The 14816-nt window shown below is 59.9% G+C and carries 12 protein-coding genes; 10 read left to right on the forward strand and 2 right to left on the reverse strand.

Annotated features, from left to right (window positions below; genetic code table 11):
• The first annotated feature begins 26 nt into the window (after positions 1-26).
• A complete protein-coding gene (gene pncB / locus BLW80_RS17845; RefSeq protein ID WP_093758946.1) occupies positions 27-1328 on the forward strand; it encodes a nicotinate phosphoribosyltransferase in 1302 nt (433 codons plus the stop codon).
• Between the two features lie 75 nt (positions 1329-1403).
• On the opposite strand, the gene BLW80_RS17850 is transcribed toward pncB, so the two are convergent.
• Entirely contained in the window at positions 1404-3566 is a 2163-nt protein-coding gene (locus BLW80_RS17850) for an acetate--CoA ligase family protein (RefSeq protein WP_093759141.1), read from the reverse strand.
• 187 nt (positions 3567-3753) lie between these two features.
• Between BLW80_RS17850 and BLW80_RS17855 the strand changes: the two genes are divergently transcribed.
• The 4 genes from BLW80_RS17855 to BLW80_RS30405 all read left to right on the forward strand — a co-directional run bounded on the left by BLW80_RS17855 (position 3754) and on the right by BLW80_RS30405 (position 8039).
• Complete coding sequence (locus tag BLW80_RS17855; RefSeq protein ID WP_068730533.1) at positions 3754-4485, forward strand: GntR family transcriptional regulator; 732 nt, start codon at positions 3754-3756, stop codon at positions 4483-4485.
• An 85-nt stretch (positions 4486-4570) separates the two neighbouring features.
• Positions 4571-6310: an oxalyl-CoA decarboxylase gene (gene oxc, locus BLW80_RS17860; protein ID WP_093758947.1), complete on the forward strand. Its 1740-nt coding sequence runs from the start codon at positions 4571-4573 to the stop codon at positions 6308-6310.
• Positions 6311-6389: 79 nt separating this feature from the next.
• The gene (gene frc / locus BLW80_RS17865) at positions 6390-7667 is read left to right on the forward strand and encodes a formyl-CoA transferase (protein ID WP_093758948.1); all 1278 of its coding nucleotides are present in this window, start codon (positions 6390-6392) and stop codon (positions 7665-7667) included.
• A gap of 234 nt (positions 7668-7901) precedes the next feature.
• On the forward strand, positions 7902-8039 hold the full coding sequence (locus BLW80_RS30405; protein WP_170849697.1) for a hypothetical protein: 138 nt from the start codon (positions 7902-7904) through the stop codon (positions 8037-8039).
• Positions 8040-8052: 13 nt separating this feature from the next.
• Here BLW80_RS30405 and BLW80_RS17870 read toward each other — a convergent pair whose 3' ends face one another.
• Positions 8053-8328 (reverse strand): hypothetical protein, encoded by a 276-nt coding sequence (locus BLW80_RS17870; protein WP_093758949.1) that lies wholly within the window; start codon positions 8326-8328, stop codon positions 8053-8055.
• 199 nt (positions 8329-8527) lie between these two features.
• Between BLW80_RS17870 and BLW80_RS17875 the strand changes: the two genes are divergently transcribed.
• The 5 genes from BLW80_RS17875 to oxlT (BLW80_RS17895) all read left to right on the forward strand — a co-directional run bounded on the left by BLW80_RS17875 (position 8528) and on the right by oxlT (BLW80_RS17895) (position 14734).
• Positions 8528-9541 (forward strand): Bug family tripartite tricarboxylate transporter substrate binding protein, encoded by a 1014-nt coding sequence (locus BLW80_RS17875; protein WP_089267115.1) that lies wholly within the window; start codon positions 8528-8530, stop codon positions 9539-9541.
• Positions 9542-9630: 89 nt separating this feature from the next.
• Positions 9631-10128, forward strand: a complete 498-nt coding sequence (locus tag BLW80_RS17880) for a tripartite tricarboxylate transporter TctB family protein (RefSeq protein WP_089267114.1) — start codon at positions 9631-9633, stop codon at positions 10126-10128.
• Between the two features lie 57 nt (positions 10129-10185).
• Entirely contained in the window at positions 10186-11691 is a 1506-nt protein-coding gene (locus BLW80_RS17885; RefSeq protein WP_089267113.1) for a tripartite tricarboxylate transporter permease, read from the forward strand.
• 209 nt (positions 11692-11900) lie between these two features.
• The gene (gene oxlT / locus BLW80_RS17890) at positions 11901-13190 is read left to right on the forward strand and encodes an oxalate/formate MFS antiporter (protein WP_089267112.1); all 1290 of its coding nucleotides are present in this window, start codon (positions 11901-11903) and stop codon (positions 13188-13190) included.
• Positions 13191-13423: 233 nt separating this feature from the next.
• Complete coding sequence (oxlT, locus tag BLW80_RS17895) at positions 13424-14734, forward strand: oxalate/formate MFS antiporter (protein WP_093758950.1); 1311 nt, start codon at positions 13424-13426, stop codon at positions 14732-14734.
• The last annotated feature ends 82 nt before the right edge of the window (positions 14735-14816 follow it).

Here is a 14816-nt window from a genome sequence, read left to right on the forward strand (position 1 = left end):
GGCACGTTACCAGGAGTGGCGTTGCCATGATGGATTTCGCCACCCGGGTCCACAATCACAACTACCGGCTTGATCCGATCATCCGGTCGCTGCTGGACACCGACTTCTACAAATTCCTGATGCATCAGTTCATCTGGATGCTTTATCCGAAGGTGCCCGTGACCTTCGGCCTGATCAACCGCACCAAGACCGTCCGCCTTGCCGAGATCATTCCGGAAGCGGTGCTGCGCGCGCAGCTCGATCATGCCCGCACGCTCTCATTCCGCGAGAACGAACTGATCTGGCTGGCCGGCAACCGCTTCTATGGCCGCCGCGACATTTTCCGTCCTGAATATATCGAATATCTGCGCAGCTTCAGGTTGCCTGACTACAAGCTTGAGACCATCGATGGTCAATATGTCCTCACCTTCGAAGGTGACTGGGCCGAAGTGACGATGTGGGAGATCTACGCCCTCGCCATCGTCAGCGAATTGCGGTCGCGGATCGCCATGGCCACGCTGGACAAGTTCGAGCTGGATATTCTCTACGCCCAGACCAAGACCAAGATCTGGAACAAGATCAAGAAGCTGAAATCCTATCCGGACATGCGGCTCGCGGAATTCGGCACCCGTCGCCGCCACGGCTTCCTGTGGCAAGAATGGGTGACGGACGCGATGGCCAACGAGCTTGGCCGCAGCTTCGTCGGAACGTCGAACGCCCTGCTCGCTTTCAAGCATTCATTCGAGGCCATCGGCACCAATTCGCACGAACTGCCGATGGTGTTCGCCTGTCTCGCCGAAAACGACGAACAGCTGAAGACCGCGCAATATGACGTGCTGGCGAAATGGCAGGAGGTCTATGACGGCGAATTGCTGATCATTCTGCCCGATACGTTCGGCATGACGCAGTTCCTGCGCGACGCACCGCCCTGGGCCTCACAATGGACCGGCATGCGCATGGACAGCAAGGAGCCGGTTGCGGCGGGCGAAGAGATGATCGCCTGGTACGCGATGCGCGGCGAGGATCCGCGCAAGAAGCGCGCGATGTTCAGCGACGGTCTCGAAGTCGATCTGATGATCGATCTGCATCAGCGTTTCCGTGGGCGCATCCGCGAGAGCTTCGGCTGGGGCACCATGGCCACCAACGACTTCCGCGGCGCGCATCCGCGCGGGCTCGATTCACTCGACCCGATCAGCCTGGTCTGCAAGGTCACCTATGCCAACGGCCGCTCGGCCGTGAAGCTGTCGGACAATCCCGCTAAGACCACCGGCAGCAGCCCTGCAGAGATCGAACGCTATCTGCGCATCTTCGGCCGTGAGGGCGTCGCCGAACAGCCGGTGATCGTCTAGCCAGAACCGCAAACGCAAAAAAGCGCCGCCCGGTTTCCCGGACGGCGCTTTGTTTTGTGTATAGATCGAAGCTGCTTACAGCAGGCCCGCTCCGCGTGCCCACTTGTACTTGGCACCGAGCACCTCGACCGGGAGTTCGGTCGAATAAGCGTAAGCCGGAATGCCGTTCTGGTAGAGATATTCGGCGGCTTCCTCGACTTCCACGTCGCCCGCGAGCGAAGCCACCATCGGCTTCTCGATGCCCTTGGCCTTCATCTCGTTCTTGATCTCGACCATGTTGCGCGCGAACACCATTGGCGGCGTCACGATCGTGTGCCAGTAGCCGAGGATCAGCGAGTGGATGCGATCATCGGTGAGACCGAGCTTCACAGTGTTGACGTAGGTGATCGGCGGTTCGCCACCGGTGATGTCGACCGGGTTGCCGGCGGCGCCGAACGGCGGGATGAACTTGCGGAACGCCGCATCCAGATCCGGCGGCATTGCCATTAGCGACATGCCGTTATCGACCACCGCATCGGACAGCAGCACGCCCGACCCACCGGCACCGGTGATGATCAGCACGTTCTCGCCCTTCGGCGTCGGCAGCACGGGAATGCCACGGGCGAATTCGAGCAGCTGGCGCAGCGAGCGGGCGCGAATGACCCCCGACTGCTTCAGCACGTCTTCATAGATCTTGTCGTTGCCGGCAAGTGCGCCGGTATGCGATGAGGCCGCCTTGGCGCCGGCCGAGGTACGGCCTGCCTTGAGGACGACAACCGGCTTGATCTTAGAGACGCGCTTGGCGGCTTCGGCGAAGGCACGGCCATCCTTCAGATCCTCGCAGTGCTGCGCGATGATCGTGGTGTTCGGATCCTGCTCGAAGAAGGCGAGCAGATCGTCCTCATCGATATCCGACTTGTTGCCGAGGCCGACGATCGCCGACACGCCCATCTTGGCAGAGCGGGAGAAGCCGATGATCGCCATGCCGATGCCGCCGGACTGCGACGACAATGCCGCCGAGCCCTTCACGTCATAGGCTGTACAGAAAGTCGCGCAGAGATTAGCCGGCGTATAATAGAAGCCATAGATATTCGGCCCCATCAGACGGACGTCATATTTCTTGCCGATTTCGACGATCTCTTCTTGCAATGCAGGCTCGTTGGCTTCGGCAAAGCCCGACGGGATCAGCACCGCGCCCGGAATTTTCTTCTCGCCGCATTCGATCAGCGCGCCGGCCACGAACTTGGCAGGAATCGCGAATACCGCGGTGTCGATCACGCCCGGAACATCCTTGACGCTCTTATAGGCCTTGCGACCCATGATCTCTTCGGCCTTCGGATGGATCGGGTAGATGTCGCCCTTGTAGCCGCCGTTGATGAGGTTCTTCATCACCGAATTGCCGATCTTGCCATCTTCGGCGGAGGCGCCGATCACAGCGACGGCCTTCGGCATCATGATGCGATTCATCGCCGTGACGATTTCGGCGTTGGAGCGCGGCGCCGGGCGCGGTTTGTAGTCGAAATCGACGACGATGCGCACGTCGGCGGCAATGGCGTCCTTCTTGGTGGCGAAGACCGGGTTGAGATCGAGTTCGACCATCTCCGGGAAATCGCTGACGAGCTGCGATACCTTGACGATGATGTCGGCCAGCGCCTCACGATTGGCAGGATCGCCGCCGCGCACACCATGCAACATCTCGGCGGCCTGAATGCCATCGAGCATCGACAGCGCGTCATCATTGGTCGCGGGTGCGAGACGGAAAGTGACGTCCTTCAGCACTTCGACGAGCACGCCGCCGAGGCCGAAGGCCACCAGCTTGCCGAACGAACCATCGGTGATCGAACCGATGATCACTTCGGTGCCGCCCATCAGCATCTGCTGAACCTGGATACCTTCTATCTTGGCATCGGCCTTGTACTTCTTGGCATTGGCCAGAATGGTGTCGTAGGCTTTCTGCGCGTCTTCGGCGGTCTTGACGCCGACAATGACACCGCCCGCTTCGGTCTTGTGGAGAATGTCCGGCGAGACGATCTTCATCACGACCGGGAAGCCCATGCCGCTTGCCATCTTGGCAGCGTCAGCGGCTGAGGTGGCCACGCCCTCTTTCGGCACGGGAATGCCGTATGCGTCACACACAAGCTTGCCCTCGGGGGCGGTCAGGCTGGTGCGCTTGTCGGCTTTGACCGCATCTAGAACTTTGCGGACGGCCTGTTTCGCCGATGGTGTTGCTTCTTTGACGGCAAGATTCGATTGGGACATGGCTTCCTCCTTCACGTCTTTTCCAATAGACGGATTGATGGCATTTGGTATGCCAGAAACTTGATTGTCAAGGCGCGTTGCAGCGCAAAATTGCTGAAATAGCTGTCATCTTGACATGCTGGCATCTGGTATGCCAAAAATTCTTGACGTTATTTCTGTGGTAGGACATCTCGACTGGAGATGATTCATGCCCACGCGAAAACAAACCAAGGCGCCGTCCGTCATGTCTGAAGCCGATATCGCGATCGTTCGGATTGCACCGGAGACCAGCTTCAAGACCAAGGCCTATGAAGCCTTGAAAGAAGCCATTCTTAAGATGGACATCTACACCTCGCCCGATCCGGTGATGCTTGACGAGCGCGCTCTGTCGGAACGGCTCGGTGTCAGCCGCACACCTATCCGCGAAGCCATTGCGATGCTGGAGCAGGATGGCTTCGTAAAGACTGTGCCACGCCGCGGCATCGTCGTTGTCAGAAAGACCAAGGTCGAGATCGTCGACATGATCCGCGCCTGGGCGGCGCTGGAAAGCATGGCCGCGCGTCTGATCACGACCACCGCACGCAAAAAAGATATCTCGGCGCTGCGCGACTTTTTCAAGGACTTCAACAAGGACCGTCTGCCACAGGACCACGTTGAGGAATATTCGAAAGCGAATATCGCTTTCCACCAGGCACTGATCTCGCTCAGCGAGTCGCCGGTGCTGGTCGATATGACCAACGATATTCTGCTGCATGTGCGTGGCTATCGTCAGCTAACCATCGGACGCACGGACCGTACCGCGACGTCCCTGCCCGAGCATCTGGCCATCATCGAAGCGCTTGAGGAGCGCAATACCGAGCTCGCGGAAAAGCGCGCGCGCGATCACACGCTCGGTCTGGCTTCTTATGTCGAAGCCCACGGCCAGGAATTGTTTACGTAAGCGCCGTCTCGCGACGGTTCACCACTCCGCACCACGTCCAATTGAGCAACGACCAACAGCCACAAGAAAAGTCAGGGAGAGCGGGATGTCCGCAGTAGTCCAGAGCATCGATACCAACGCAGCCGCCGAGCAGGAATTGACCGATGGCTTCCATCTGATCATCGATGCGCTCAAGCTCAATGGCCTCAACACAATCTATGGCGTGCCGGGCATTCCAATTACCGACTTCGGCCGCATGGCGCAGGCCGAGGGCATCCGGGTGCTGTCGTTCCGTCACGAACAGGCCGCCGGCTATGCCGCATCGATCGCCGGCTATCTCACCAAGAAGCCTGGCGTCTGTTTGACCGTGTCGGCACCCGGCTTCCTCAACGGCCTTACGGCGCTGGCCCATGCCACCACCAACTGCTTCCCGATGATCCTGATCTCCGGCTCGTCCGAGCGTGAGATCGTCGATCTACAGCAGGGCGACTACGAGGAAATGGATCAGCTCGCGATCGCCAAGCCGCTGTGTAAGGCCGCGTTCCGCGTGCTGCATGCGGCCGACATCGGCATCGGTCTCGCCCGCGCGATCCGCGCCGCAGTGTCCGGTCGTCCCGGCGGCGTTTATCTCGATCTGCCGGCCAAGCTGTTCGGTCAGGTGATGAATGCCGATGCGGGCAAGAAGTCGCTCGTGAAGGTGATCGACGCCGCGCCGGCGCAGATCCCTGGCCCGGACTCGATCAAGCGCGCGCTCGACGTGCTGAAATCGGCGAAGAAGCCGCTGATCATTCTCGGCAAGGGCGCCGCCTATGCACAGGCTGATGATGCCGTGAAGGCGCTGGTCGAAACCTCGGGCATTCCGTTCCTGCCCATGAGCATGGCCAAGGGCCTGCTGCCTGACACCCATCCGCAGTGTGCGGGTGCTGCACGTTCGACGGTCCTAAAAGACAGCGACGTCGTCATGCTGATCGGCGCACGCCTGAACTGGCTGCTGTCGCACGGCAAGGGCAAGAGCTGGGGTGATGCACCCAAGAAGTTCATCCAGATCGACATCGAGCCGAAGGAAATGGATTCCAACGTCGAGATCGTCGCACCTGTCGTCGGCGATATCGGCTCCTGCGTCGCCGCTCTGCTCGATGGCATGGGCAACGGTTGGCAGAAGGCGCCGGTGGACTGGGCCAATGCGGTCACCAAGAAGCGCGAAGAGAACGTCGCCAAGATGGCGCCGCGCCTGATGAACAACAACTCGCCGATGGATTATCACGGCGCGCTCGGCGTTCTCCGGACCATCATCGCCGAGCGTCCCGACGCGATGCTCGTCAATGAAGGTGCCAATACGCTCGATCTCGCCCGCGGCATCGTCGACATGTATCAGCCGCGCAAGCGCATCGATGTCGGCACCTGGGGCATCATGGGCATCGGCATGGGCTATTGCATCGCCGCTGCGGTCGAGACCGGCAAGCCCGTGCTCGCGATCGAAGGCGACAGCGCCTTCGGTTTCTCCGGCATGGAGGTCGAGACGATCTGCCGCTACAATCTGCCGGTCTGCATCGTTGTCTTCAACAATGACGGCATCTATCGCGGCACCGATGTCAATCCGACCGGCGGCTCCGACGTGGCGCCCACGGTCTTCGTCAAGGGCTCACGCTACGACAAGATGATGGAAGCCTTCGGCGGCATTGGCGTGAACGCGACCTCGCCCGACGAACTTAAGCGCGCCGTGAATGCGGCGATGGATTCCGGCAAGCCGACGCTCATCAATGCGGTGATCGATCCGGCGGCCGGCAGCGAGAGCGGCCGCATCGGCAACCTCAATCCGCAGAGTGTGCTCAGCAAGAAGAAATAACACATCAGGCGGGGTCGCGAGACCCCGTCTCCTTTTCTCATATGCCGAGGCGGCAAAACTAGTTTACGGGAGCAAAACAATGACACAGGCGCTCAAAGGCGTTCGCATTCTGGACTTCACCCACGTTCAATCTGGCCCGACCTGCACGCAGTTGCTGGCATGGTTCGGCGCCGATGTGATCAAGGTCGAACGCCCCGGCGTTGGCGACATCACCCGCGGCCAATTGCAGGACGTGCCGAATGTGGACAGCCTGTATTTCACCATGCTGAACCACAACAAGCGTTCGATCACCCTCGACACCAAGAACCCGAAGGGCAAGGAAGTCCTCACCGCGCTGATGAAAGAGTGCGATGTTCTCGTCGAGAACTTCGGACCCGGCGTGCTCGACCGCATGGGCTTCCCGTTCGAAAAGATTCAGCAGATCAACCCGAAGATGATCGTCGCCTCGATCAAGGGGTTTGGCCCCGGTCCCTATGAGGACTGCAAGGTCTATGAGAACGTCGCGCAGTGCACCGGTGGCGCCGCTTCCACCACCGGCTTCCGCGATGGTCTGCCGCTCGTCACCGGCGCGCAGATCGGCGATAGCGGCACTGGCCTGCATCTCGCACTCGGCATCGTCACCGCGCTGTATCAGCGCACGCAAACCGGCAAAGGCCAGAAGGTCACCGCCGCGATGCAGGACGGCGTGCTCAACCTGTCGCGCGTCAAGCTGCGCGACCAGCAGCGCCTCGCTCACGGTCCGCTCAAGGAATACAGCCAGTTCGGCGAAGGCATTCCGTTCGGCGATGCCGTGCCCCGCGCGGGCAACGACTCCGGCGGTGGTCAGCCCGGCCGCATCCTGAAGTGCAAGGGCTGGGAAACCGACCCGAACGCCTACATCTACTTCATCACTCAGGCGCCGGTGTGGGAGAAGATCTGCGACGTGATCGGCGAACCGACCTGGAAGACCGACCCGGCCTATGCCAAGCCGGCGGTGCGCCTGCCCAAGCTCAACGCGATCTTCGCGCGCATCGAACAGTGGACGATGACCAAGACCAAGTTCGAGGCGATGGAAATCCTCAACAAGGATGACATCCCCTGCGGCCCGATCCTGTCCATGAAGGAACTGGCCGAAGACCAGTCACTGCGTGCGACCGGCACCGTGGTCGAGGTCGATCACCCCGAGCGCGGCAAGTATCTGTCGGTTGGCAATCCGATTAAGCTATCGGAAAGCCCTACCGAAGTGACCCGCTCGCCCCTGCTCGGCGAACATACCGACGAAATCCTCAGGCAAGTGCTGGGCTTCAGCGATCATCAGGTGGCCGAAATCCACGACTCCGGCGCACTCGATCCGCCGCGCAAGGTCGCAGCTGAGTGATTTCGCCAGTTATTTCAGATGATTACATGCGAAAGGCCGCCGATTGGCGGCCTTTTTCATTTGCAGCGACCCAAGCGGAACTTTAATAAGAAAATCAAATCGATATATATCGCACTGCAAAATCCTCATGCTGCCATGCAAACAAGACAATTGTCCTTGGCATCTGGTATACGTAAATTGATCCCAGATGATGAGCCGCCAAGACGGGGCGGCCTCCAGCAAAGGATCAGATCAATGTCGAAGACTGCTTCTCTCGACCTCACCACGTCCACCAGCTTCTTCGCTCGTTTCATGGCCTCGCTCGATCGCGCGCTGATGGCCAGCGCACGCATCTCGGCCCGCAACGGCGACCTGCCCCGCTTCGGCCTGTAAGGCCGCGACGTCACTACTTTTGCGCGGCCAGCCCGCGGAAAATTCTCTGCGTTCCTCCCGACGACTGGCCCCGGATTTCCGGGGCCTTTTTTTGTTTGTGTAGTTGCATCGCAGCGACGTCTCGCGCTCCCTGCGACATTTCAGCCTCCCCGGCTTTTAACGGCTCTAATCGCTTGCCGCTTGGCATATCGCATACCAAAATGCGCGAACGGTAATGCTTCACGTCTGAATAGAAAGCATACCTGGGGAGGACAAAGGCTTCGCGGGCACGCGATGCCGTATGCGCCATGACAGAGCGATCCAGACCCACTCATCCTTTTTGCAGGCGAGCCGCTTCGATGCTCGACAGTCTGACGTGCGCATATGGCGCATGCAAGGGCGCGTTTGAACACCTGCAGTCAGGACATTCGAAGGAAGACCCGACCACGCACTGACGATTTCAAAGTCGACGAACGATCGACGCTATCAAAACGAATGGGAGAGAAACAATGAAACGCCTTGGTTCATGTCTCACGCTGGCCGCCGCTGCATCCATTCTCTGCCTGGGAGCGTCTCTCCCGGCATCTGCTGCATGGGAGCCGACGCGCCCCGTCGAATTGATCGTTCCCGCAGGCACCGGCGGCGGCGCCGATCAGATGGCGCGCACCATTCAGGGCATCATTACCAAGCACAGCCTGATGAAGCAGCCGCTTGTCGTCATCAACAAGTCGGGTGGCGCGGGCGGTGAAGGTTTCCTCGACGTGAAGTCGGCGAACAACAATCCGCACAAGATCATCATCACGTTGTCTAACCTGTTCACGACGCCGCTCGCCACCGGCATTCCCTTCAACTGGAAGGATCTCACGCCGGTCGCAATGCTGGCGCTCGACGAGTTCGTATTGTGGGTAAATGCCGACAAGCCCTACAAGACGGTGAAGGACTATATCGACGCCGTGAAGGCCGCACCAGCCGGCACGATCAAGATGGGCGGCACGGGCTCCAAGCAGGAAGACCAGATCATCACGGTCGCGGTCGAGAAGGCGATCGGCAGCAAGTTCACTTACATCCCTTACAAGGGCGGCGGTGAAGTCGCAGTGCAGCTCGTTGGCCAGCATGTCGATTCAACCGTGAACAATCCGATCGAGGCAGTCGCGCAGTGGCGCGGCGGCAAGGTGCGTCCGCTCTGCGTCTTCGACAGCAAGCCGATGGCCTATGACGAACAGGTTGCCGACGGCAAGGGCTGGAAGGACATTCCGACCTGCAAGTCGCAGGGACTCGACATCGAATATGTGATGCTGCGCGGCATCTTCATGGGGCCGAAAGCGACGAAGGATCAGATCGATTATTATGTCGAACTGTTCAAGAAGGTCCGCGCGACGCCCGAGTGGCAGGACCTGATGAAGAGCGGCGCCTTCAACACGACCTTCATGACCGGCGGTGAATATGCCAGCTGGGTTGGCACCGAAGAGAAGCGCCACGAGACGCTGATGAAGGAAGCCGGCTTCCTCGCGCAAGGCAACTGACGCGGCACCATGACGCCGGACCTGATCGCACATCAGGTCCGGCGCATGCAACACGCTGATCGACGCAGATCTCTCACACAGAGTTGTCCATGACCACGCAGCAATCTCACAACGCAGGCCCATCCCACAAATCCGTCGAAGCCGGCGTCACCACCGTCATCGGCCTGTTCGGCGCCATCGTCGTCTATGGCAGCGTCAAGGCCGGCATCAACTGGGGCGCAGAGGGACCGAAAGCCGGATTCTTCCCGTTCTATATCGGGCTGTTCATTATCATCTCCAGCCTCGTCAATATTTGGAACACGCTGCGCGAGGACGACGGCAGCCTGTTCGCCGAATGGGGCCAGTTGCGCCAGGTTTTCAGCGTCGTCATTCCCACCGGCATCTATGTCGGCGTCCTGCCGTTCATCGGACTCTATGTGTCGTCGATGATCTTCATCGCTTGGTTCATGCGTTGGCTTGGCAAATATGAGTGGCCGATCATCGCCGCGATCTCTCTTGGCATGCCTGTCGTCACCTACCTGATCTTCGAACGCTGGTTTCTCGTGCCGCTCCCCAAAGGACCGCTTGAGGATCTGCTCGGTCTCTGATTTCCGCGATCTTTAATTCCGTTGCGTCTGCCGGTCTCTTTCTGAGGACTACTCGAAATGGAAGAAATTGCTAATCTGTTCCAGGGCTTTGCGGTCGCGCTGCAGCCATTCAACATCGCGGTGATGGTGCTCGGCATCGTGCTTGGTGTCATCATCGGCGTGCTGCCCGGCCTTGGCGGCGCCAACGGCGTTGCGATCCTGCTGCCCCTCACCTTCAGCATGCCGCCGACATCGGCCATCATCATGCTGTCCTGCATCTATTGGGGTGCATTGTTCGGAGGTGCGATCACCTCGATCCTGTTCAATATCCCCGGAGAACCATGGTCGGTGGCCACGACATTCGACGGCTATCCGATGGCGCAGCAGGGCAAGGCTGCCGAAGCACTAACCGCCGCCTTCACCTCCTCCTTCGTTGGCGCACTGTTCGCCGTCGTCATGATCACCCTAGTCGCGCCGCTGGTCGCAGGCTTCGCCTTACGGTTCGGGCCCGCGGAGAAATTCGCGGTCTATTTCCTGGCGTTCTGCAGTTTCGTCGGGCTGAGTAAGGAGCCACCCTTCAAGACCATTGCGGCGATGATGATCGGTTTTGCCCTCGCCGCGGTCGGCCTCGATTCCATCACGGGACAACTGCGACTCACGTTTGGCTCGACCGAACTTCTCAACGGCTTCGACTTCCTGATCGCCGTTATCGGCCTGTTCGGCCTCGGCGAAATCTTCCTCACCATGGAGGAAGGACTGCGCTTCCAGGGCGGCAAGGCGAAGATCGATCTTCGCGTCGTGCTCCGTACCTGGATGAGCTTGCCGCAATACTGGATGACGTCGCTGCGCTCCTGCGTGATTGGTTGCTGGATGGGTGTCACGCCGGCAGGTGCGACACCGGCGTCGTTCATGAGTTACGGGATCGCCAAGCGCGTTTCTAAGAACGGCAACAATTTCGGCAAGGGCGAGATCGAAGGCGTCATCGCTCCGGAAACGGCCGCGCATGCCGCCGGTACCGCAGCCCTGCTTCCGATGCTCTCGCTCGGCGTCCCCGGTTCGCCAACTGCCGCTGTGCTTCTTGGTGGTCTGCTGATCTGGGGCCTGCAGCCCGGCCCGATGCTATTCGTCGAGCAGAAAGAGTTCGTCTGGGGCCTAATCGCCTCGATGTATCTCGGCAATCTCGTCGGCCTGATCATCGTGCTGACCTGCGTACCGATCTTCGCAGCGATCCTGCGGGTTCCATTCAGCATCATCGCACCTCTTATCCTGGTGCTCTGTGCGATCGGAGCCTACTCCGTCCACAACTCGACCTTCGACGTGGTGATGATGCTGGTATTCGGAATCATCGGTTACGCACTGAAGAAGTGTAACTATCCCCTCGCCCCGCTGGTGTTGGCCATCGTGCTCGGCGACAAGGCCGAGGAAGCCTTCCGTCAGTCGCTGCTGGGGTCGCAGGGATCGCTCGGGATCTTCTTCTCGAACACGCTGGTGAGCAGCATCATGATCCTCGGCCTGATCGCGCTGTTCTGGTCGGTGATCCAGAACGGCTTCACCCGGCTGCGTACTCGCACTGCAGCAGCGTAAGTAACGATACAAATAACTGTTCAAACCCAAAAGCCGGCGGTCTGGACCGCCGGCTTTGTGCTGTCTTGTAGTATCGCAGTACAGCATTCAGTCATGCGAAACTTGCAGCGGCAAATTGGCAAGATTTCGCTTGTTAGTTGGCATATCATATACCAAACTATCCTTCGCAGCTGTCGAGCTCTCAATAGAACAGCGCTTTAGGAGGAACTATGACTGATGCAGTTCACGGGGTGGCGCCAGCTGCCGCACGTGTCAGCGATGCCTACCGCTGGACACAACTCGCCATCGGCGTTGGCGCGATGGTGATGATCGCCAACTATCAATACGGCTGGACCTTCTTCGTCCCCGACATCCAGAAGAAGTTCGGCTGGGATCGTGCGTCGATCCAGTGGGCCTTCACCCTCTTCGTTCTGTTCGAGACCTGGCTGGTGCCGGTCGAAGGATGGTTCGTCGATAAATACGGCCCGAAGCTCGTCGTCCTTATCGGCGGCATCCTCTGCGGCATCGGCTGGGCGATCAATGCACAGGCGGAAACGCTCAACGGCTTCTATCTCGGCATGATCGTTGCGGGCATCGGCGCTGGCGGCGTCTACGGCACCTGCGTCGGCAATGCCCTGAAGTGGTTTCCTGACAAGCGCGGCCTCGCGGCTGGCATCACCGCCGCAGGCTTTGGTGCCGGCTCCGCCCTCACGGTCGCGCCGATCCAGGCCATGATCCAGGATTCCGGCTTCCAGACCGCATTTCTGTATTTCGGTCTCGGACAAGGCATCATCATCGTGATCCTCTCCTTCTTCCTGTTCGCGCCAAAGGCTGGACAGGTACCGGCGGTCACGCAGAACGCCAACGTGATCCAGACCCGCCGCAACTACGCGCCGACAGAAGTCATCCGTCATCCGATCTTCTGGCTGATGTACTTCATGTTCGTGATCGTCGGTGCCGGCGGCCTGATGGTGACGGCCAACCTGAAGCCCATTGCGGCCGACTGGAAGATCGACAACGTACCCGTCACGCTCATGGCCATGACGATGACGGCGGTCACCTTCGCAGCCACCATCGACCGCGTACTCAACGGCCTGACACGTCCGTTCTTCGGCTGGATCTCCGACATGATCGGCCGCGAGAACACGATGTTCATCGCCTTCGGCATGGAAGGCGTCGGCATCTGGGCGCTGTATATGTGGGGTCACGATCCGCTGTGGTTCGTGCTGTTGTCGGGCTTCGTGTTCTTCGCCTGGGGTGAGATCTATTCGCTCTTCCCATCGACCTGCACCGACACCTTCGGCTCCAAGTTCGCAACGACCAATGCCGGCCTGCTCTATACGGCAAAGGGGACGGCAGCACTTCTGGTGCCGGTCGCGAACTATATGCAGCAGTCGTCGGGCACGTGGGACAGCGTGTTCCTGATCGCCGCCGGTGCCAATATCCTGGCATCACTGCTCGCGATCGCGGTGCTGAAGCCTTGGCGTAAGGTCGTCGTCAGCAAGGCGCTGGCGACCTAAAAAACGCAAAAAGCCTCAAGAAAACAACGCGCTCAGCCTCGGCTGGGCGCGTTTTGCGTTGGCCCCGCGCTGCTCGCCAAGGCGTGATCGCCTTCACGCAACAATCGACCAAGACCACCTTGCATCGTGGAATATAATATACCAGTCTCCGACCAAGCGACGCCTGCGGCAATACGCCACAACCTTAGCGACACCACGCCGCAAGGGAAAAAGCGCGCATCGGAGGAAACACGATGGCTCGACCAGACTTCACCACCGCGTCCAACCCACCCGGCAGCTTCCGCTGGATCCAACTCGTGATGGGCATCGTCTGCATGGCGATGATCGCCAACCTGCAATACGGATGGACGCTGTTCGTCGATCCCATCGACGCCAAGTATCACTGGGGTCGCGCCGCGATCCAGCTTGCCTTCACGCTGTTCGTCGTCGTCGAAACCTGGCTGGTGCCGGTCGAAGCGTGGTTCGTCGACAAATACGGTCCCCGCGTCGTCATCATGTTCGGCGGAGCCATGATTAGCCTCGCCTGGGTGCTGAACTCCTATGCGGACTCACTGGTGATGCTTTACGCCGGCGCCGTCGTCGGCGGCATCGGCGCCGGTTCGGTCTACGGCACCTGCGTCGGCAATGCTCTGAAGTGGTTTCCCGATCGCCGCGGCCTCGCTGCTGGCGCCACGGCGGCAGGCTTCGGCGCTGGCGCTGCGATCACCGTCGTGCCGATTGCGCATATGATTGCCGAGAGCGGCTATCAGCATGCCTTCTTCACCTTCGGCATCGGCCAGGGCGTGATCGTGTTCATGCTCGCCTTCTTCATGCGTCCGCCTGGGCAGGCCGTGCCGGTGACGAGGAAACAACTCAATCTGCCGCAGACCAAGACGGATTTCACACCGCCGCAAGTGCTGCGCAGCCGGATCTTCTGGGTCATGTATCTGGTCTTCGTGATGGTCGCCGCCGGTGGCTTGATGACCGCAGCGCAGATCGCGCCGATCGCCCACGACTACAATATTGCGAATTCTCCGGTGACATTGGCCGGCTTCCAGATGGCAGCACTAACCTTCGCCATCTCGCTCGATCGCATCTTTGACGGGTTCGGCCGCCCGCTCTTCGGTTGGTTGTCGGATCAGATCGGTCGTGAACACACCATGTTCATCGCCTTCGGCACCGCCGCGCTGATGCTGCTGACGCTGTCGGCCTATGGCCACAACCCACTCGTCTTCGTGCTAGCGACGGCGGTCTATTTCGGCGTCTTCGGTGAGATCTACAGTCTGTTTCCGGCGACGTCAGGCGATACGTTCGGCGCCAAATACGCCGCGACGAATAACGGCATGCTCTACACCGCAAAGGGCACGGCGGCATTGTTGGTACCGCTCGCGAGCCTGATTGCAGCGAGCTATGGATGGCAGGCCGTGTTTGTGATCGCCGTTGCACTCAATGCCACGGCTGCATTGCTCGCTTTGTTCGTCATCAAGCCGATGCGGCGCGCATTCATTCTGGGAAGCGAACCTGTGGTGACGGAAGCGGCACCGCAGAGCGCCAAAACCGCCTGATCGATCGGGCTATGCCAAGAAGGGTCGCACGCGAGTGCGCCCCTTCTTTCATGCCCAACTGGCATGCCAGACCTCCAACTGG

It is taken from the genome of Tardiphaga sp. OK245, assembly GCF_900108575.1.
GTDB lineage: Bacteria > Pseudomonadota > Alphaproteobacteria > Rhizobiales > Xanthobacteraceae > Tardiphaga > Tardiphaga robiniae.